The sequence below is a fragment of the Kitasatospora sp. NPDC056731 genome (assembly GCF_040687675.1).
Lineage (GTDB): Bacteria > Actinomycetota > Actinomycetes > Streptomycetales > Streptomycetaceae > Kitasatospora.
In genome coordinates, this window is record NZ_JBFBNR010000006.1 from 40,351 (window position 1) to 60,437 (window position 20,087).

Below are 20,087 nucleotides of genomic sequence, written 5' to 3' on the forward strand. Positions count from 1 at the left end.
GCGGCGGTACGGGCCCTCAGCGCCCGCGCGGGAGGCCCAGCTCGGCCAGCCTGGCCGGCAGGCCGCCCGGACCGCCCGGACCGCCGTGCGCGCCCGGCCGGCGCTGGCCGGGCAGCGGGGCGCCGCCGGGGGGCGGGGCGGGGCGGCGCCCCAGCGGGCCGGGCTGGGTCTGATGGACGGGCCCGCTGCCGGTGCCGTGCACCGGGGCGTCCCCGGTGGGGGCGGCGCCGAGCGGCGCCAGGTCGATCTGCACCCCGCAGTCGGCGATCGCGTCGAGTTGCCGGGCGGTGCCGTCGTCGGCGGTCGCCTGCTCGTCCGTGACCAGCCGGGTGATGTTCTCGGTGGGCACGGTCTGGAACATGGAGTCCGCGCCGAGCTTGGTGTGGTCGGCGAGGACGATGACCTCGTTGGCCGACTGCACCAGCGCCCGGTCCACGCTCGCGGACAGCATGTTGGCGGTGGACAGGCCCCGCTCGGCGGTCAGCCCGCTGCCGGAGATGAAGGCCTTGGAGACCCTCAGCCCGTGCAGGGACTGCTCGGCACCGCTGCCGACCAGCGCGTAGTTGGAACCCCGCAGGGTGCCGCCGGTCATCACCACCTCCACCCGGTTGGCGTGCGCCAGCGCCTGGGCGACCAGCAGCGAGTTGGTGACCACGGTGAGGCCGGGCACCCTGGCCAGCCTGCGGGCCAGCTCCTGGGTGGTGGTGCCGGCGCCGACCACCACCGCGTCCCCCTCCTCCACCAGGCCGGCGGCGAGGTCGGCGATGGCGCTCTTCTCCGCCGCGGAGAGGTGGGTCTTCTGCGGGTAGCCGGGTTCGCGGCTGAAGCCGCCGGGGAGCACCGCGCCGCCGTGCCGGCGGTCGAGGAGCCCTTCTGCCTCCAGTGCCCGTACGTCGCGGCGCACGGTCACTTCGGAGGTCTGGACGACGCGGGCCAACTCCCGGAGCGAGACCGCTCCGTTGGCGCGCACCATTTCGAGGATCAACTGGCGACGTTCTGCTGCAAACACAGAACCGACGGTAACCTGCGTGACCGTCTGCTTTCAGGCGTTTGCAGCTAGTAGCTGGAATTGCTCACGCAAGAGCGGCGCGTGACCGTACAATACGCGCCGTCAGCAGCCCGGGACTGCGCCCGCCGTCCGGGTGACGATCACTCCTGCGCAAAAGGCGGCCGCCGATCGGCAGCCGCCCTCAACTGTGCGCCGGAGGTTCAGGATTCGCTCTCGACCCGCTTGCGGATGTGCAGCTGCCGGGCGGCCTCGGCGGTCGAGCCGGAGACCGACGGGTAGACGGTGAAGGCGCTGGCCACCTGTTCGACGGTCAGATTGGCGTCCACCGCGAGCGCGATCGGGTGGATGAGCTCGCTGGCCCGCGGGGCGACGACCACGCCGCCCACCACGATGCCGGTGCCCGGGCGGCAGAACAGCTTCACGAAGCCGTCCCGGATGCCCTGCATCTTCGCCCGCGGGTTGCCGCGCAGCGGCAGCTTGACCACGACCGCGTCCATCTTGCCGCACTCCACATCGGCCGCGGTGTAGCCGACGGTGGCGATCTCCGGGTCGGTGAAGACGTTGGAGGCGACGGTCTTCAGGTTCAGCGGCTGCACCGCGTCGCCGAGCGCGTGGTACATCGCGATCCGGCCCTGCATGGCCGCCACCGAGGCGAGCATGAAGACGCCGGTGCAGTCGCCGGCCGCGTAGACGCCCGGGGCGCTGGTGCGGGAGACCCGGTCGACCTGGATCTGGCCCCAGTCGTTGAGCTTGACCCCGGCCTCCTCCAGGCCCATCTGCGCGGTGTTGGGGATCGAGCCGACCGCCATCAGGCAGTGCGTGCCCTCGATCACCTTGCCGTCGGCGAGGGCCACCTCGACCCGGTCGCCGATCCGCTTGACGCTCTCGGCGCGCGAGCGGCCCATCACGTTCATGCCGCGGCGGCGGAAGACGTCCTCCAGCACCTCGGCGGCGTCCGGGTCCTCGCCCGGCAGCACCCGGTCACGGCTGGAGACCAGGGTGACCTTGGAGCCGAGCGCCTGGTAGGCACCCGCGAACTCGGCGCCGGTCACGCCGGAGCCGACCACGATCAGCTCGCGGGGCAGCTCCTCCAGGTCGTACACCTGGGTCCAGGTGAGGATCCGCTCGCCGTCCGGCTGGGCGTCCGGCAGCTCGCGGGGGTGGGCGCCGGTGGCGATCAGCACCGCGTCGGCGCGCAGCGACTGGACGGTGCCGTCCGGCGCGTCCACCAGCACCTCGCGGGAGCCGTCCACCGCCTGCCCGCCGCCGCCGAGCCGGCCGCGGCCGCGCAGCACGGTGACCCCGGCCCGGGTGACCGACTGGGTGATGTCGTGGGACTGCGCGATCGCCAGCCGCTTCACACGGCGGTTGACCTTGCCCAGGTCCACGCCGATGACCTTGGCCGCGTCCGCGGCCTCGTCCTGCGCGACGGTGATGCCCAGCTCCTCGTACGAGCTGTCGAAGGTGGTCATCACCTCCGCGGTCGCGATCAGGGTCTTCGACGGCACGCAGTCGGTGAGCACCGCCGATCCGCCCAGACCGTCGCGGTCGACGACGGTCACCTCCGCGCCGAGCTGCGCGGCCACCAGCGCAGCCTCGTAGCCGCCGGGTCCGCCACCGATGATCACGATCCGAGTCACGTGCACCATTGTCCCGCACGCCGGGAACGCCGCCACGCCGGGGTCCGGGCTTCTGTGCGATCGCCCAGTCGCCCCGGGCCGTCCGTCCACCGGGCTAGTCTTCCCCCCATGCCCCTTTACGCCGCGTATGCCACCAACCTCGATGCACGGCAGATGACCCGCCGCGCCCCGCACTCACCACTGCGCGGCACCGGGTGGCTGGACGGCTGGCGGCTCACCTTCGGCGGTGAACAGCTCGGCTGGGAGGGCTCGTTGGCCACCGTCGTCGAGGACGGGAAGGACCAGGTCTTCGTCTCGCTGTACGACGTCGCGCCGATGGACGAGGAGGGCCTGGACCGCTGGGAGGGCGTCCAGCTCGGCATCTACCGCAAGATCAAACTGCGCGCGCAGACCCTGGACGGCGACACCCCGGTCTGGACGTACGTGCTCAACGACTACGAGGGCGGCCTGCCCGCGGCCCGCTACCTCGGCCTGGTCGCCGACGCGGCGGAGAGCGCCGGCGCCCCGCACGACTACGTGATGGACCTGCGCCGCCGCCCCTGCTAGCCCTGGTCTGCTAGCCCTGGCCCGCGGCCCAGCCGCGGGCCGTCTGCGCCAGCACCCCGGCCACCGCCGCGCGGCGGGCCGGCTCGGTGCGCAGCCCGTTGCCCAGCTCGACGTGCAGCCACGGCACGCCGAGCCCGGCCGCGAACCGGCCCTCGACGTTGGTGGTGCCCCCGAGCTGCCCGCACTTCTCCCGCCAGGCCCGGCAGGCCGCGTACCCGGCCCTCCCCAGCCCGGTGGCGGTCAGCTCGGCGACCGGGCCCGGCTGGCCGGCGCCGCTGGAGACCACCGCGTCCTGCCCGGGCAGGCTGCCCTCGTCGAAGCCGTGCACCTGGATGCCGGGCAGGCCGCGCCCAGTGAGCGCCTCGACCACCGCCGCGAAGACCGTGTCGGCGCGGTGCGCGACGTCCGAGGCGCCGTCCGCCCCGGCCCGGCGGTGCGCCCCGGCGAGCACCAGCACCCCGCCCGGCGCGGCCCGGAAGAGGTCCACCCCGAGCGCCTCGGTACGGGCGTCCGAGACCGGGTGGGGCACCTGCACGGACCAGCCCGTCCGGGCCGAGAGGTCCAGGTAGACCCGGCCCCAGCCACGGCCCTCGGCGTCCGTGCCGTCGGCGATCTCCGCCACCCGGCGGCCGGTCGCCGCCTCGGTGAACTCGGTGAGCCGGTAACCGACCCGCGCCAGCGAGCGCCCGGCCTGCTCGGCCTGCCCGTCCAGCGCGCCGAGCACGCCGTCAGCGATCGCCCGGCGCTGCCCGGCGTCCGGCGCGATGTACGGGCCGCCCGGGGTGAACCCGGCGGTGTACCCGTCGACCAGGGCCGCCAGGTCCACCGGGGCGGGCCCGGTCGGTCCGCTCCGGCCCGCCGCAGCGCCCGCCGCCGGCCGTTCGGCGGAGCCGCGCACGGCCAGCGTCAGCACCGCCGCGAGCGCCGCCAGCACCAGCAGCACCGCCGCCGACAGCAGCAACGGGCGTCGCGAACCCCGAGTCTCCATGGCCGTCGAACCTACCGTGCCGCCCGCCGCGGACCACCGGGGGCCGCCCGGGGCCGCGCACCACGCCCGGTTCGCGGAAAGAGATCCCTAAGCGGCATCCGATCGACACTGAAACGTGACAACTTTTCGAAATCTCCTTCGTACGCTGTTCCGGCTTGACCAACTCTTGATCAGTGCTTGACCGACGAGAAGGCCGGCGGACCTCCCGGGGACAGGTACGCCGAGCCCCGAGAAGAACGAGGCCCCGTGAGCACGGCACCCAACCCGCCGCGACAGCACCGCTATCGCCGCCGGGCCGACATGCCGCTGCTGGGAGGCATCCGCCCGCCCATCGCGCTGCTGCTGGTGCTGCTGCTCGCCGTCGCCACCATCACCGCGCTCGCCGTCGGCGGGCTGCGCGTCGACGACACCCCGCAGGCCGTCCGGGAGTCCCACCAGTACGCCGCCGAGGACACCGCGGCCTCGCTGCGCGCCGGGCTGCACGAGAGCGCCACCGACCTGCGCCGGGCCGCCGCCCGCTACGACGCCGCGCCCGCCGAGCCGGCCGCGGTGCTGTCCGCGCTCGGCCAGGCGTACCACAAGTGGCGCGGCACGGCGGTGGTCCGCCCCGACACCGGCCGGCTGCTCGCCGCCCGCGGCGAGACCGTGCCGCTGGCCGGCCTCGACCTCAGCCGGGTCACCGACACCGCGCCCGCGCCCGTCCTGGTGCCCTCCGCCGCCGGCACCCGGCTGCTCACCTTCGCCCTGGTCGCCACCAAGGCCGACGGCCGCGCCCTGCTGGTCGCCTCCGACAACCTGCGGCTGCCCGGCATCGCGACCCGCAAGGAACAGACCATCCAGGTCCTCGACGCCGCCGGCGCCGTCCTGGACAGCACCGGCGCCGAACTCGGCGCCGAGGCCGACCGTGCCGTGGTCACCGGTGCCCGGGAGCGCGCCGCCCGCGAGCGCCCGGCCCCCGGCGGGACGGCCGCCGGCAGCCTGGCCGGCAGCCCGGACGCCAAGGGCGTGCGCCGGGTCGCCGGCTACGCCGCCGTCGGCGCCGCGGGCGGGCACGACCCGGCCGCCCCGCTCGGCCTGACCGTGGTCTCCACCAGCACCGTCGACGGCAAGCCCGGCAGCCTGCGCCACCCCGCGCTCGGCCTGGCCGCCGCCGGCGCGCTGCTCGCCCTGGCCCTGCTGCTCGCGTGGTACCTGAGCCGCAGCCTCCAGCGGCCGCTGCTGCGGCTGTTCCTGGAGTCCCGCCGGCTCACCCGCGGCGAACGGCTCGACCTGCCGGTCCGCGGCCCGAAGCGGAGGGAGGCCGGCCGGATCGCCCGCGCCCTGGAGGAGCTGCGGCTGCAACTCCTCGACCCGGCCCGCCCGCCGGCCCCCGCCGCGCCGAAGCGCCGCCCCGGCACCGCGCTGCCGCTGGCGCTGTGCGCCGTCCTGGTGCTCGGCTGGTCCGGCCCGCTGCTGTTCCTGGGCGGCAACGACCCGACCGTACGGGTCCCCACCCAGGTGGTGACGGGCCAGCGCGACCGCACCGACACCGCCGCCGACCGGATCCGCCAGGCGCTCAACGAGGGCTACGCGGACCTGCGTTCGCTCGCCCCCGAACTCGCCGGCGCCTCCGTCGGCAAGGCCGACGCCCTGCTGCGCGCCACCCTCGCCGAGCACGACCGCTACCGCGCCCTGTACGTCCTCGGCGCGAACGGCGAGGTCCTCGCGCACGCCGGCGACACCCCGCACCGCACCGGCCCGCAGGCCCTCGGCGCGAGCGGCGTGCTGCTGCTCAACAGCTCCGGCCGGGAGCCCCGGATCGCCGCCCGCGCGGCCCTCACCGCCGCCCCCGCCGACGCGGAGGCGGAGGGCGCCGCCGAGCCGCCCGGGCCCGTGCTGATCGGCGAGTTCAAGACGGACTTCCTCAGCGGGCTGCTGGTCCGCCCCGGCCTCGGCCGGGTCTGGCTGGTCGACGACCGGCAGCGGGTGCTCGCCGCCAACGAGGGCTACAGCTCCTTCGGCGAGCTGCCCGAGGGCCGCGCCAGGGCCCTGCTGGCCCAGGCGAGGAAGTCGGCCGCCGCCGAGGTGCTGCGCGGCGGCGGCGACCCGGCGCTGTTCGCCGCCGCCCCGCTCGGCGGCAACGGCAGCGTGGCCAAGCTGGGCTGGTCGGTGGTCACCGCCCACCCGGTGGCCTGGCTGCACCTGGACGAGAACCGGGCCGACCGGCGGGCCGTGCTGGCCGGCATGCTCGGCCTGGCCGCGGCCGCGCTCTGCCTCGGCTGGCTGTTCATCGCGGTCGGCCTGCCGCTGCGCCGGCTCGCGGCGAGCGCCGAGGCGCTGGCCGCCGGGGACCGCCGGACGGTGCTCTACCCCGTCCACCACGACGAGGTCGGCGCCGTCGCCCGGAGCCTGGAGCTGATCCGCCAGGAGCTGGTCCGCCAGGAACCGGCCCGCCCCCGCCGCACCGCCGCCCCCGAGTCCGTCCCCGTGCCCGCGCACGCCCGCTGAGCCCCGCCCGAAGGACCTCCCGTGCTCTTCCTCTACGTCGTGCTGCTGGTGTGCTGCGCCGTGCTGCTGGTGGCCGGCATCGTCGAGCAGCGCCGGCACTTCGCCGCGCTGGAACAGATCCCGACCCGGGTGCTGGTCAACGGCATCCGCGGCAAGAGCTCGATCACCCGGCTCTGCGCGGGCGCGCTGCGCGGCGGCGGGCTGGTGACGGTCGCCAAGACCACCGGCACGGCCGCCCGGTTCATCCACCCGGACGCCACCGAGGAGCCGGTCTACCGCAAGTTCGGCATCGCCAACGTGGTCGAGCAGATCGGCATCGTCCGCCGCGCCGCCACCTACCGGCCGGACGCCCTGGTGATCGAGTGCATGGCCGTCATGCCGGCGCTCCAGGAGGTCAACCAGACCAAGCTGATCCGCTCCACCATCGGCGTGCTGTGCAACGTCCGCGAGGACCACCTCGCCGAGATGGGCCCGACCCTGGACGACGTCGCCCGCTCGCTGTCCCGCTCGATGCCGGTCGGCGGGGTGTGCGTCACCGCCGAGCAGGAGCGCGCGCACATCCTGCGCGCGGAGGCGGCCCGCCGCGACTGCGAACTGATCGTGGTGGACCCGGAGTCGGTCACCGACGAGGAGCTGCGCGGGTTCAGCTGGTTCACCTTCAAGGAGAACGTCGCGATCGCCCTGGCCGTCGCCGAACTCCTCGGCGTGGAGCGGCGGACCGCGCTGCAGGGCATGTGGGCGGCCCCGCCGGACCCGGGCGTGCTGTCCGTCGAGCGCTACCGCACCGAGGACGGCAAGCGGCTGCGCTTCGCCAACGTCTTCGCCGCCAACGACCCCGAGTCCACGCTGATGAACGTCCGCCAGCTGGAGGGCCTGGGCGCGATCCACCGCCCGCTCAACGTGGTGATCAACTGCCGCCCGGACCGGGTGGAACGCAACGGCCAGATGGGCCAGATCGTGCCCGAGCTCGACCCGGACGCCGTGTTCCTGATCGGCCACCCCACCAGGAGCGCCCGGGACGGCATCCCCGCCGGGTGGTCCGGCCGGGTGGTCGACCTCGGCGGCGACAAGCGCGACCCGGCCCGGCTCACCGCCGACCTGCTGGCCGAACTCGGGCCGGACTCCTCGCTGGTGGCCGTCGGCAACATCCACGGCCAGGGCGAACTGTTCCTGGAGGAGCTGGCCCGGCTCGCCCCCGACGAGGCCCCGGACGCGCCCGACGCCCCCGAACTCCCGTACCACGAGCCCGAGCCGCTCTACCCCGAGCCGGTGTACGACTCCGCGTACCAGCCCGTCCACCACCCCGAACCGCTCCCCGACTCCTGGTTCGAGCCCCACCACCACACCCCCCACCACGGAGACCAGCAGTGATCCCCACCGAGCTCACCCCCGAGATCGCCGCCATCGGCATCGCGCTCGGCCTGGTCTTCTCGCTCGTCTGCTACCTGACCACCAACCTCTCCCCCGGCGGCATGATCACCCCCGGCTGGCTGGCCCTCACCCTGGTCGAGGACCTCCAGCGGGTGGCCATCGTGATCGGCGTGACGGTGCTGACCTACCTCGCCACCCGGGTGGTCCAGAAGCTGGTGATCCTGTACGGCAAGCGGCTGTTCGCCGCCGTGGTGCTGATCGGCGTGCTGCTGCAGGCCACCGTGATGCTGGTCCTCCAGCGCGAACTGCCCACCCTGTACGCCAACCAGACGCTCGGGTTCATCGTCCCCGGCCTGATCGCCTACCAGCTGGTCCGCCAGCCCCGGGCGGCCACCCTGATGGCCACCAGCACGGTGACGCTCGCCAACTACGTGGTGCTCACCGCCGGCGTCCTGCTCGGCGCCCTGCCCGGCACCTGATCCCCCCGTTCAGGAACCCCCGCCAGGAATCCCCGCAGGAACCCCCAGGAAGACCCCCGATGCCCGTCACCCGCAAGTCCCTGCTCAGCGGCGGCCTCGCCGTGGCCCTGCTGGCCACCAGCGGCTACCTCACCGTCCAGCTGCGCGACCGCGACCACGACCGGCCGTCGGACCCGGGCGGCGGCGCACCGCTGATCACCAGCGCCGCCGTGCCGAGCCCCGCCCAGGGCACCGCCGCCGAGTACCGCTACGAGCGGCTGGGCGGCCCCGACCGCACGGTGGTCCGGGACGCCCGCGGCGGCGTGGTCGCCACCCTGACCGACAGCGCCCGCACCGCCGTCCTGGCCGGCCCGAGCCGCACCTTCGCCGAGCCGGTCACCACCACGGCCACCGTGGTGACCGACACCTGGGTCCGGCTGATGCCGCAGCCCTGGCGGCCGGGCGCCGAGCAGGAGGGCTGGTTCCGCACCTGGTTCCAGCAGTCGCTCGGCTCCACCGCGGACGACGTGCTGGCGGCGGCCACCCAGTACCTGGCCGGCGCGGCGCCGGAGAAGGACGCCAAGGGCGTGCGGTTCAAGGGCGACGCCTCCTTCGGCCCGCTCAACCCGAACGGTTCGGTGGGCAACGACCTGCGGCTGGAGCAGACCGACTTCCTCGACTACCTCGGCGTGCCGTACACGTTCGCCGACAAGGTGGCCAAGCAGCCGGACAGGACACGGTACGGCGCCTTCGACTGCTCCGGGTACGTCCGGATGGTCTACGGCTACCGCTCCGGTTACCCGCTGCTCTCCAAGGACGTGGCCGGCCCCGGCCTGCCGCGCAGCGCCAACGGCCTGGCCCGGGTCGGCCCGGGCGTCCCGGTGCTGCCGCTGACCACCGCGCCGGGCTCGGACACCACCCTGCGGCCGGCCTCGATCGACCCGCTCCAGCCCGGCGACCTGGTGTTCTTCGAGATCGACGCCCGCACCGGCGCCCGGCTCGACCACACCGGCATCTATCTGGGCCTGGACACCGACGGCCACCCCCGGTACATCTCCAGCCGGGAGGAGGCGGACGGCCCGACCTTCGGCGACAAGGGCGGCACCGCGCGGCTGGACGACAACGGCCTGTACGCGAAGGGGCTGCGCAGCGCGAAGCGGCTCTGAACCCGGGCCCGGCTCCCGGCCCGCACCGCCTGCGGTTCGACCCCGCACCGACCTCGCACCGACCCCGCACCGACTTGTACGTACCGACGAGCGGCGTCACCCGAAAGGCGCCACCGAGCTGTGCTTTCGGGTCAACCGGGTAACGATCCGGCATGCCGCGCCGGATTTTCTACGCGCGTAGTCGAATCCCGTCTATCCTCGGAGCCGTGAACGCATCTCCTCAGTCGGTCGTCTCCGCCGACCCCTACGCCGCCGCCCAGGCCGCCGCCGAGCGCCTGCGCGAGCTGACCGGTGCCGAGCGGCACGACGTCGCCCTGGTGATGGGCTCCGGCTGGGTGCCGGCCGCCGACGCCCTGGGCGAGACCGTGGCCGAGTTCCCGGTCACCGAGCTCCCGGGCTTCCCCGCCCCCGCCGTCGCCGGCCACGCCGGCACGATCCGCTCGGTGAAGATCGGCGACAAGCGCGCCCTGATCTTCCTCGGCCGCAACCACTACTACGAGGGCCACGGCGTGGCCACCGTCGTCCACGGCGTGCGCACCGCCGCCGCGGCCGGCTGCGGCATCATCGTGCTGACCAACGGCTGCGGCGGTCTGCGCGAGGGCTGGGTCCCCGGCCAGCCGGTCCTGATCAGCGACCACATCAACCTGACCGCGGACTCCCCGATCGTCGGCGCCAACTTCGTCGACCTCACCGACCTGTACTCCAAGCGCCTGCGCGCGCTCTGCCACGAGGTGGACCCGAGCCTGGACGAGGCCGTCTACGTCCAGTTCCGCGGCCCGCACTACGAGACCCCGGCCGAGGTCAACATGGCCCGGGTGATCGGCGGCGAGCTGGTCGGCATGTCCACCACCCTGGAGGCCATCGCCGCCCGCGAGGCCGGCTCCGAGGTGCTCGGCATCTCGCTGGTCACCAACCTGGCCGCCGGCATCACCGGCGAGCCGCTCAACCACGCCGAGGTGCTGGAGGCCGGCAAGGCCTCCGCCGAGCGCATGGGCGAGCTGCTCGCGAAGGTCCTTGAGCGGATCTGACGCCCGGCCAGGCCCTGTCCGGCCGGTCTTGGCGGGCGGACAGGGCCTAGGCACACAATCATGAGCGACGGGGCCCTCGGGCGGCCGTGATCCCCTGATCACGCCCCGCGGGCCCCGTCCGCATGTGCCCACCCCTTCTTTGCGGAACCCTCCGGCCGACCAACCGACGCACTTCCCGATGGAGCAGGCAGCCATGACGCAGGCAACCACCACCGACCTCCTCGCCCGGGCCCGAACCTGGCTGGCCGAGGACCCCGACCCGCAGACCCGCGAGGAGCTGACCGCCCTGCTCGCCCGGGCCGAGGACCCGGCGGCCGAGACGGACGGCAAGCTCGCCTGGTCGGACCTCGCCGAGCGCTTCGCCGACCGGCTCCAGTTCGGCACCGCCGGCCTGCGCGGCGAACTGGGCGCGGGCCCGATGCGGATGAACCGCGCCGTGGTGATCCGGGCCGCCGCCGGCCTGGTCTCCTACGTCAAGCAGCAGAACCTGGGCGACCTGGTCGTGATCGGCTACGACGCCCGCCACAAGTCCTACGACTTCGCCCGGGACACCGCCGCCGTGGTGGTCGGCGCCGGCCTGCGCGCCGCGCTGCTGCCGCGCCCGCTGCCGACCCCGGTGCTCGCCTTCGCCGTCCGCCACCTGGGCGCGGCCGCCGGCGTCACCGTGACCGCCAGCCACAACCCGCCGCAGGACAACGGCTACAAGGTCTACCTGGGCGACGGCTCGCAGATCGTCCCGCCGGCCGACGCCGGGATCGCCGCCGAGATCGACGCGATCAGTTCGCTCCACGACGTCCCGCGCGCCGAGGACGGCTGGGAGGTGCTCGGCGAGGACGTCATCGAGGCCTACCTGGCCCGGGCCGTCTCGATCGTCGACGAGCACAGCCCGCGCAACCTCGACGTCGTCTACACCCCGATGCACGGCGTCGGCCGCGACACCCTGGTCGCCGCCTTCCGCCGGGCCGGCTTCCCGGCGCCCACCGTCGTCGCCGAGCAGGCCGAGCCCGACCCGGACTTCCCGACCGTGGCCTTCCCCAACCCGGAGGAGCCGGGGGCGATGGACCTCGCCTTCCGCACCGCCGCCTCGGTCGGCCCCGACATCGTGATCGCCAACGACCCGGACGCCGACCGCTGCGCGGTGGCCGTCCCGGTCCTCGCCAACGCGGCCGGCAGCGGCAACGGCACCTCCGGCTGGCGGATGCTGCGCGGCGACGAGGTCGGCGCGCTGCTCGGCGCGGCCCTGGTCGCCAAGAAGGCCGAGGGCGTCTTCGCCACCACCATCGTCTCCGCCACCCTGCTGGGCCGGATCGCCGAGGCCGCCGGCCTGGGCTACGCCGAGACGCTGACCGGCTTCAAGTGGCTCGCCCGCGCCGAGGGCCTGCGCTACGGCTACGAGGAGGCGCTCGGCTACTGCGTCGACCCGCAGGGCGTCCGGGACAAGGACGGCATCACCGCCGCCCTGCTGGTCGCCGAACTGGCCGCCACCCTCAAGACGTCCGGCCGCACCCTGACCGACCTGCTGGACGACCTGGCGCTGGAGCACGGCCTGCACGCCACCGACCAGCTGTCCGTCCGCGTGCAGGACCTCTCGCTGATCGCCGACGCCATGCGCCGGCTGCGCGAGCAGCCGCCGACCGTCCTGGCCGGCCTCCGGGTCACCCGTGCGGACGACCTGTCGGCGGGCTCCGCCGAGCTGCCGCCCACCGACGGCCTGCGCTACTACCTGGCCGGCGAGGCCGTCCGCTCGGCCCGCATCGTGGTCCGCCCGTCCGGCACCGAGCCCAAGCTCAAGTGCTACCTGGAGGTCGTCCTCCCGGTCGCCACCGCCGCCGACCTCGCCGCCACCCGCGAGCGGGCCGCCGAGCTGCTCGAAGCCGTCAAGCGCGACCTGGCCGAGGCCGCGGGCATCACCGTCTGACGCCCGCCCGTACGAGAAGGGGCCCGCCGGTCGCGTACCGGCGGGCCCCTCGCGTGCTTCGGCTCAGACCGCGATCACCGTGATCAGCGCGGCCAGGCCGGCCAGCGTCGGCGCGATCACCCACCAGCACCACGCCACCTCGACCGGGCCGGCCGCGTCGGGGCGGCGGGCGTTGCGCTCGGCCATCTCCTGGAGCACGTTGGTCACCTGGTCGGACCAGGCGCGGGTCGGGTCGGGCGAGCCCTGCACCACCGGGTTGGTCTGGCGGCCGAACACCATCCCCATCCGGGAGGCGTGCTCGGCGCCGCCGCGCTGCTGGGCCCGGGTCGCCCGCTTGCGCTGCCGCAGCGACACCGGCACCGCCCACACCTGGTACTTCTTGCCCCCGGCCAGCAGCTCGACCGAGTACCCCGCGCGCAGCGCGTCCACCGAGGCCCACGGCGCGGTGATGGTCCGCCACGGGTTGCGCACCAGCAGCCGGCTGCTGTCCGCCAGCACCGCCGGGCGCAGCGTGTAGGCGATCACCGGGAAGGCGAACAGCGGTACCGCCGCGAGCGAGACGTACGGCGTCTTCCCCGTCCCGTTCAGCACCGCGTCGCCGATCAGCCAGGCGGCGACGGCCAGCAGCAGCACTCCGGAGATCACACCGGGGACAGAGCGGTACACGCGGTCCGCGTACGCGGGATCCCCGTCGGGGGCGGCGGAACCCTTGCGGGGCTTGCCGTGGGAATCGGTCATGCCGTCGATTCTGCCCCATGCCCCCCACCGAGAGGTCTCGGTCCGGCATCGAATGCCACCCCCGGACCACCCGGTCGCCGGTCGCCGCGCCTCCCGCCCCTAGGTCCTGTCCGGCCGATCTTGCCGGACAGGACCTACACGCCCCCTGCCACCCCTCCGCCTCCCCCGAGGTCTCGGTCCGGCCACGAAAGGCGGGCCCCCTAGCGGTCGACTACGCGCGTAGATATGCTGCTCTGGTGACTATGTCCACTGTTGCAGCCAATGCCCTCGGCGTTGCGGGCAGCGGCCTTCAGGACGTTGCGGCGTCCGAGGCCTCGCTCCGCCGCTTCCTGCACGGCCTGCCCGGCGTCGACCAGGTCGGCCTTGAGGCGCGTGCCGCCACCCTCGGTACCCGCTCGATCAAGACCACGGCGAAGGCGTACGCCATCGACCTGTCGATCTCGATGATCGACCTGACCACGCTGGAAGGCGCGGACACGGTCGGCAAGGTGCGCGCCCTGTGCGCCAAGGGCAGGACCCCCGACCCGACCGACCCGACCACCCCCCGCGTCGCCGCCATCTGCGTCTACCCGGACATGGTCGCCACCGCGAAGGACGCCCTGCGGGGCACCGACATCCAGGTCGCCTCGGTGGCCACCGCCTTCCCGGCCGGCCGCGCCGCCCTCCCGGTGAAGCTCGCCGACACCGCCGACGCGGTCGCTGCGGGCGCCGACGAGATCGACATGGTGATCGACCGGGGAGCCTTCCTCTCCGGCCGCTACTACGACGTCTTCAACGAGATCGTCGCCGTCAAGGAGGCGTGCAAGCGCCCGGACGGCACCAGCGCCCACCTCAAGGTGATCTTCGAGACCGGCGAGCTGCAGACGTACGACAACGTGCGCCGCGTCTCCTGGCTGGCGATGCTGGCCGGCGCCGACTTCATCAAGACCTCCACCGGCAAGGTCGCCGTCAACGCGACCCCGCCGGTCACCCTGCTGATGCTGGAGGCGGTCCGCGACTTCAAGGCGCAGACCGGCGTCCAGGTCGGCGTGAAGCCCGCCGGTGGGATCAAGACCACCAAGGACGCCATGAAGTACCTGGTGATGGTCAACGAGACCCTGGGCGACGACTGGCTGAGCCCGCACTGGTTCCGCTTCGGCGCCTCCAGCCTGCTCAACGACCTGCTGATGCAGCGCCAGAAGCTCACCACCGGACGCTACTCCGGCCCCGACTACGTGACGGTGGACTGATCACCATGGCCAAGAAGAAGAACATCGAGGAGCCCGCGAAGGCCTCCGGCCTCTTCGCCTACGCCCCGGCCCCGGAGTCCCCCGCCGCCGCGGGCGACATCGCCACCTCCTACGGCCACTTCATCGGCGGCGAGTTCGTCGACTCCTCCGGCAGCGAGGCCCTGAAGACGGTCAACCCGGCCACCGAGCAGGTGCTCGCCGAGTTCGCCCAGGGCACCGACGAGGACGTGGACCGCGCGGTCGCCGCCGCCCGCAAGGCCTTCGCCGACTGGTCGGCGCTGCCGGGCAGCGAGCGCGGCAAGTACCTGTTCCGGATCGCCCGGATCATCCAGGAGCGCAGCCGCGAGCTGGCCGTCCTGGAGTCGATCGACAACGGCAAGCCGATCCGCGAGACCCGCGACTTCGACATCCCGACCGTCGCCGCGTGGTTCTTCTACTACGCCGGCTGGGCGGACAAGCTGGACTACGCGGGCTTCGGCCCGAACCCGCGCCCGCTGGGCGTGGCCGGCCAGGTCATCCCGTGGAACTTCCCGCTGATGATGCTGGCGTGGAAGATCGCGCCCGCCCTGGCGACCGGCAACACCGTCGTCCTCAAGCCGGCCGAGACCACCCCGCTGACGGCCCTGCGCTTCGCCGAGATCTGCCGCCAGGCCGGTCTGCCGAAGGGCGTCGTCAACATCGTCACCGGCGACGGCCGCACCGGCGCCGCGCTCACCGCGCACCCGGACGTCAACAAGGTCGCCTTCACCGGCTCCACCCCGGTCGGCAAGGCGATCGCCAGGCAGCTGGCCGGCAGCCGCAAGAAGCTGTCGCTGGAGCTGGGCGGCAAGGCCGCGAACATCGTCTTCGACGACGCGCCGATCGACCAGGCGGTCGAGGGCATCGTCAACGGCATCTTCTTCAACCAGGGCCACGTCTGCTGCGCGGGCTCGCGCCTGCTGGTCCAGGAGTCGATCCAGGACGAGCTGCTGGACGCCCTGAAGCGCCGGATGTCCACCCTGCGGGTCGGCGACCCGCTGGACAAGAACACCGACATCGGCGCCATCAACTCGGCCGCCCAGCTGGCCCGGATCACCGAGCTGACCGACGCCGGCGAGGCCGAGGGCGCGGACCGCTGGTCGCCCGAGTGCGAACTCCCGGGCACCGGCTTCTGGTTCAAGCCGACCCTGTTCACCGGCGTCAGCCAGGCCCACCGGATCGCCCAGGAGGAGATCTTCGGCCCGGTCCTGTCGGTGCTGACCTTCCGCACCCCCGACGAGGCGGTCGCGAAGGCCAACAACACCCCGTACGGCCTCTCCGCCGGCATCTGGACGGAGAAGGGCTCGCGCATCCTGTGGACGGCGAGCCGGCTCAAGGCCGGCGTGGTCTGGGCCAACACCTTCAACAAGTTCGACCCGACCTCGCCGTTCGGCGGCTACAAGGAGTCGGGTTACGGCCGCGAGGGTGGCCGCCACGGTCTGGAGGCCTACCTCGATGTCTGATGTCGCGACGCGTCTTGACGTCCTCAAGACCTACAAGCTGTACGTCGGCGGGAAGTTCCCGCGCTCCGAGAGCGGGCGGGTGTACGAGGTGACGGACGCCAAGGGCCAGTGGCTCGCCAACGCTCCGCTGGGCACCCGCAAGGACGCCCGCGACGCCGTCCTGGCCGCCCGCGCGGCGGTCAAGGGCTGGGCCGGCACCACCGCGTACAACCGCGGCCAGGTGCTGTACCGGGTGGCCGAGATGCTGCAGGGCCGCCGCGAGCAGTTCGCCGCCGAGGTCTCCGCCGCCGAGGGCATCGGCCCGAAGAAGGCCGCCGCGCTGGTGGACGCCGCGATCGACCGCTGGATCTGGTACGCGGGCTGGACGGACAAGGTCGCCCAGATCACGGGCGGCGCCAACCCGGTCGCCGGCCCCTTCTTCAACCTCTCCACCCCGGAGCCGACCGGCGTGGTCGGGATCGTCGCCCCGCAGGCCGGGTACGGGCACTCGCTGCTCGGCCTGGTCTCGGTGATCGCCCCGGCGATCGCCACCGGCAACACGGTCGTGGTCGCGGCCGCCGCGGACGCCCCGCTGCCGGCCCTGTCGCTGGGCGAGGTGCTCGCCACCTCGGACGTCCCCGGCGGCGTGGTCAACATCATCTCGGGCAGGACCGCCGACATCGCACCCACCCTGGCCTCGCACCAGGACGTCAACGCGGTGGACCTCACCGGCGCGATCGCCGCCGACGGCCCCGGCGCGGCGCAGGCGCTGGAAGCGGCCGCCGCGGATACCCTGAAGAGGGTGGTCCGTCCGGAGCTGGACCCGTTCGCCCAGGACTGGACCAATGCGCCCGGTACCGACCGGCTACTCTCGTTCCTGGAGACGAAGACGGTCTGGCACCCGATGGGGATCTGACCGCCCCGTCGACCACCGAGTAACAACTCCACAGACTGGCCGTCCCCAGTGCCCTCTCCCCCCCAGGGCCCGGACGGTCATTGGACGGACCCGCGCCTCTCCCCCCCTGGCGCGGGTCCGTCGCCTTTCCGTGCCGTTTCGACGCCGTTTCGACGCCGTCCTCCGGCTCGCCGATCCGCGGGGCCCGCAGAAGGTGTGATCCGACGGGTTTCGGCATCGGGCCCGGATGCGTCAGACTGGTGTCCCGTGAGTGACGACCCGCTGAATCCTGTGCCGACGACCCACGCCCGGGTCGTCCTGCTGTCCGGCCCCTCCGGCTCCGGGAAGTCCTCGCTCGCCGAGCGCAGCGGGCTGCCGGTCCTGCAACTGGACGACTTCTACAAGGACGGGGACGACCCCACCCTGCCGCTGCTGCCCGACGGCGCGGTCGACTGGGACTCCCCGCTCGCCTGGCACCGCGACCAGGCGGTCGCCGCGATCCGCAGCCTGTACGAGACCGGCCGCGCCGACGTCCCGGTGTACTCGATCCCGGACAACGGCCGGATCGCCACCCGCGCCCTGGAGCTGGACGGCGCCCCCGCGTTCATCGCCGAGGGCATCTTCGCCGCCGAGATCACCGCCGAGTGCGCCGCCGAGGGCCTGCTCGGCGACGCCCTGTGCCTGCGCAACGGCGCGCTCACCACGGCCTGGCGCCGGCTGCGCCGGGACGTCCGGGAGGGCCGCAAGTCGCTGCCGGTGCTGCTGCGCCGCGGCTGGCGGCTGATGCGCGCCGAGCGGTCCATCGTCGGGCGGCAGGTCACCCTGGGCTCCCACCCGTGCGCCGGGGCCGAGGCCGAGCGCCGGATCCGCGCCGCGGCCGGGCGGTGGGAGCTGTCCTCCGTCTGAGCCGCCCCCCGTTGGGGCCGTGCTCCGTTGGGGCCGTACTCCGTTCGGGTGGGCCGTCTCCGGACGGGGGCTCGACGCGGAACGAAGACACGAAGAACGACGGGCCCGGTGCGTCTCCCCCGCACCGGGCCCGTCGCCTTCCCCGAACGGCCGTCGGGCTCCCCGTGTTCACCGCTCCCCCGAGCCGGCGTCCACGCACCGCGACCGTCCGCTACCCGTCCCCCGACGGGAGTTCCACTCCTTCGCGTCACCCGCGTCCGCGTCAGGCGACCAGCTCGCCGAACGCCCGGACGGTGTCGCCCGACTTGTTCAGGTGCTCGTCCTCGCGCAGCCGGCGCAGCGCCCGCCAGATGCTGCTCTTGACCGTGCCGACGCTGATCCCCAGCACGTCGGCGATCTCCGGGTCGGTCTTGCCCTCGTAGTACCGCAGCACCAGCATGGTGCGCTGGTTCTCCGGAAGCTTCGCCAGCGCCTGCCAGAGCACGGTGCGCAGCTCGGTGCCGCCCATCGCGTCGGTGTCGCCGGCCGTCTCCGGCAGCTCCTCGGTCGGGTACTCGTTGACCTTGCGGCGCCGCCAGGCGGAGATGTGCAGGTTGGTCATGGTGCGGCGGAGGTACCCGCCGACCGCGGCCTTGTCGGTGATCCGGCCCCAGGCCCGGTAGGTGCTGAAGAGCGCGCTCTGCAGCAGGTCCTCGGCCTCGTAGCGGTCACCGGTGAGGTGGTACGCCGTGGCGTACAGGGAGGCGCGGCGCTCACGCACGTACGCGGTGAACTCCGTGATGTGGTCCTCCGCGACGGCCGGGTGCTCCCCCTGCGCGTCCGCCCGTCCCGCCTCGGTGGTGCGGGCCGCCGCCGGGTTCAGCTGCAGCAACGTCGCACCGGCGGCCTCGCGGCCGGCCGACTCCCCCGAGCCGACCGTCCGCAGACCGTTCCCGCCGACGCCCCGGTTCCCCGCCGGAGCGTCCTTGCCCTCGACGCGGACGGGGAGGATCCCCCGCAGCGTGAGGGTGTTGCCGGAGTCGGCCGCGTTCCCCACCCGGCCGATCCCGAACAGCTCCCCCGTCCTTGCGCCGCCGCTCACCCGGCGGGCGACAGGGTTTCCACCGGTGCTGTGCGCGCACCCCCGTACGGTCACGGCACCGGAGTTCTCGTCGGTCCTGACCTCGTACCGGGTCCGCGGGGCGGTGGCTGACGAACGCGCGGTGCGGACAGCCGGGTTGGTCCGGGTCTGAAGCATGGCGTTCATCGTGCGCCCCCTGGGTCGGTACGAGCGGTTCCTGTTGCCGCCTTCCAGCCGGCCGGGTTGGCCCGCTGTCCTGCGGCGACATGGAAAATCTTGCCCGCCGGTTGTGATGACGCTGTCCGCCGACTGTCACAGGGGTGTCACAGGGGCGGGCCTTTCGTCCCGGTCCGCCTCCCTCCGTACCGGACGCCGGTAGTGCTCCTTCCGGTTCCCATACGGTCGGTGACCGGTCCTGGGGGTGATTCGACGCTTCGAGTGGGCCAAAATGGGGCCGTGCCTTTCCTCCTTCTGATCGAGGACGACGACGCCATCCGGACCGGCCTCGAACTCGCCCTCACCCGCCAGGGCCACCGCGTGGCCACCGCCGCCTCCGGCGAGGACGGTCTGAGGCTCTTCAAGGAGCAGCGGCCCGACCTGATCGTGCTGGACGTCATGCTGCCCGGAATCGACGGCTTCGAAGTCTGCCGCCGCATCCGCCGCACCGACCAGCTGCCGATCATCCTGCTGACCGCCCGTTCGGACGACATCGACGTGGTGGTGGGCCTGGAGTCCGGCGCCGACGACTACGTGGTCAAGCCGGTGCAGCCGCGGGTGCTCGACGCCCGGATCCGGGCCGTGCTGCGGCGCGGCGAGCGGGAGAGCTCCGACTCCTCCGCGTACGGAACCGTGGTGATCGACCGCGCGGCGATGACCGTCACCAAGGACGGGCAGGACCTCCAGCTCACCCCGACCGAGCTGCGGCTGCTCCTGGAGCTCAGCCGCCGCCCCGGCCAGGCGCTCTCCCGCCAGCAGCTGCTGCGGCTGGTCTGGGAGCACGACTACCTGGGTGACTCCCGCCTGGTGGACGCCTGCGTGCAGCGGCTGCGGGCGAAGGTCGAGGACGTGCCGTCCGCGCCGACCCTGATCCGCACCGTCCGCGGGGTGGGCTACCGGCTGGACCCGCCGGCCTGAGTGCCTCTCCCGTCCTCCTGCCTGCCGTCCTCCTGCTTCCCGTCCTCCTGTTTG

Annotated in this window: 17 protein-coding genes; 12 read left to right on the forward strand and 5 right to left on the reverse strand. The window is 73.7% G+C overall.

The genetic code is table 11. The features are described 5' to 3' along the window. Positions 1-16: 16 nt before the first annotated feature. Together AB0R04_RS08030 and AB0R04_RS08035 are read right to left on the reverse strand one after the other, a co-directional pair. Positions 17-1,009: a DeoR/GlpR family DNA-binding transcription regulator gene (locus tag AB0R04_RS08030; RefSeq protein WP_363369183.1), complete on the reverse strand. Its 993-nt coding sequence runs from the start codon at positions 1,007-1,009 to the stop codon at positions 17-19. Positions 1,010-1,209: 200 nt separating this feature from the next. Next, complete coding sequence (locus AB0R04_RS08035) at positions 1,210-2,658, reverse strand: NAD(P)H-quinone dehydrogenase (RefSeq protein ID WP_063349077.1); 1,449 nt, start codon at positions 2,656-2,658, stop codon at positions 1,210-1,212. A gap of 99 nt (positions 2,659-2,757) precedes the next feature. Between AB0R04_RS08035 and AB0R04_RS08040 the strand changes: the two genes are divergently transcribed. Then, positions 2,758-3,195, forward strand: coding sequence for a gamma-glutamylcyclotransferase (locus tag AB0R04_RS08040; RefSeq protein ID WP_063349076.1), 438 nt, complete (start codon positions 2,758-2,760; stop codon positions 3,193-3,195). A 10-nt stretch (positions 3,196-3,205) separates the two neighbouring features. On the opposite strand, the gene AB0R04_RS08045 is transcribed toward AB0R04_RS08040, so the two are convergent. Further along, entirely contained in the window at positions 3,206-4,183 is a 978-nt protein-coding gene (locus AB0R04_RS08045) for a hypothetical protein (RefSeq protein ID WP_363369185.1), read from the reverse strand. Positions 4,184-4,429: 246 nt separating this feature from the next. Here AB0R04_RS08045 and AB0R04_RS08050 point away from each other — a divergent pair, with 246 nt between their 5' ends. From AB0R04_RS08050 to AB0R04_RS08075, 6 genes are all read left to right on the forward strand, one after another. Further along, positions 4,430-6,670, forward strand: coding sequence for a HAMP domain-containing protein (locus AB0R04_RS08050; protein WP_363369186.1), 2,241 nt, complete (start codon positions 4,430-4,432; stop codon positions 6,668-6,670). A gap of 21 nt (positions 6,671-6,691) precedes the next feature. Next, positions 6,692-8,041: a poly-gamma-glutamate synthase PgsB gene (gene pgsB / locus AB0R04_RS08055; protein WP_363369187.1), complete on the forward strand. Its 1,350-nt coding sequence runs from the start codon at positions 6,692-6,694 to the stop codon at positions 8,039-8,041. Further along, positions 8,038-8,520: a poly-gamma-glutamate biosynthesis protein PgsC/CapC gene (locus tag AB0R04_RS08060; protein ID WP_063349074.1), complete on the forward strand. Its 483-nt coding sequence runs from the start codon at positions 8,038-8,040 to the stop codon at positions 8,518-8,520. The genes pgsB and AB0R04_RS08060 overlap by 4 nt, the downstream gene beginning before the upstream one ends. A gap of 59 nt (positions 8,521-8,579) precedes the next feature. Further along, positions 8,580-9,665, forward strand: coding sequence for an NlpC/P60 family protein (locus tag AB0R04_RS08065; protein ID WP_363369188.1), 1,086 nt, complete (start codon positions 8,580-8,582; stop codon positions 9,663-9,665). A gap of 206 nt (positions 9,666-9,871) precedes the next feature. Next, positions 9,872-10,693 carry a purine-nucleoside phosphorylase gene (locus tag AB0R04_RS08070; RefSeq protein ID WP_063349072.1) on the forward strand — a complete coding sequence of 274 codons (822 nt, stop codon included), beginning with the start codon at positions 9,872-9,874 and terminating at the stop codon, positions 10,691-10,693. A 193-nt stretch (positions 10,694-10,886) separates the two neighbouring features. Next, positions 10,887-12,611, forward strand: coding sequence for a phospho-sugar mutase (locus AB0R04_RS08075; RefSeq protein WP_363369189.1), 1,725 nt, complete (start codon positions 10,887-10,889; stop codon positions 12,609-12,611). A 63-nt stretch (positions 12,612-12,674) separates the two neighbouring features. Here the strand turns inward: AB0R04_RS08075 and AB0R04_RS08080 are convergent, their stop codons facing one another. Next, a complete protein-coding gene (locus AB0R04_RS08080; protein WP_063349070.1) occupies positions 12,675-13,349 on the reverse strand; it encodes a PH domain-containing protein in 675 nt (224 codons plus the stop codon). A 242-nt stretch (positions 13,350-13,591) separates the two neighbouring features. On the opposite strand from AB0R04_RS08080, the gene deoC reads away from it, so the two are divergent. The 4 genes from deoC (at position 13,592) to AB0R04_RS08100 (ending at position 17,839) form a co-directional block, all read left to right on the forward strand. After that, entirely contained in the window at positions 13,592-14,578 is a 987-nt protein-coding gene (deoC, locus tag AB0R04_RS08085; protein ID WP_079135833.1) for a deoxyribose-phosphate aldolase, read from the forward strand. Between the two features lie 5 nt (positions 14,579-14,583). After that, positions 14,584-16,059, forward strand: a complete 1,476-nt coding sequence (locus tag AB0R04_RS08090) for an aldehyde dehydrogenase family protein (RefSeq protein WP_363369190.1) — start codon at positions 14,584-14,586, stop codon at positions 16,057-16,059. Then, positions 16,052-16,954: an aldehyde dehydrogenase family protein gene (locus tag AB0R04_RS08095; RefSeq protein WP_363369191.1), complete on the forward strand. Its 903-nt coding sequence runs from the start codon at positions 16,052-16,054 to the stop codon at positions 16,952-16,954. The genes AB0R04_RS08090 and AB0R04_RS08095 overlap by 8 nt, the downstream gene beginning before the upstream one ends. 270 nt (positions 16,955-17,224) lie before the next feature. Next, positions 17,225-17,839, forward strand: a complete 615-nt coding sequence (locus AB0R04_RS08100; protein ID WP_363369192.1) for an ATP-binding protein — start codon at positions 17,225-17,227, stop codon at positions 17,837-17,839. A gap of 262 nt (positions 17,840-18,101) precedes the next feature. Here the strand turns inward: AB0R04_RS08100 and AB0R04_RS08105 are convergent, their stop codons facing one another. Next, positions 18,102-18,764 (reverse strand): SigE family RNA polymerase sigma factor, encoded by a 663-nt coding sequence (locus AB0R04_RS08105; RefSeq protein WP_107453068.1) that lies wholly within the window; start codon positions 18,762-18,764, stop codon positions 18,102-18,104. Between the two features lie 591 nt (positions 18,765-19,355). On the opposite strand from AB0R04_RS08105, the gene AB0R04_RS08110 reads away from it, so the two are divergent. Next, positions 19,356-20,033, forward strand: coding sequence for a response regulator transcription factor (locus AB0R04_RS08110; protein WP_063349065.1), 678 nt, complete (start codon positions 19,356-19,358; stop codon positions 20,031-20,033). Positions 20,034-20,087: the final 54 nt, after the last annotated feature.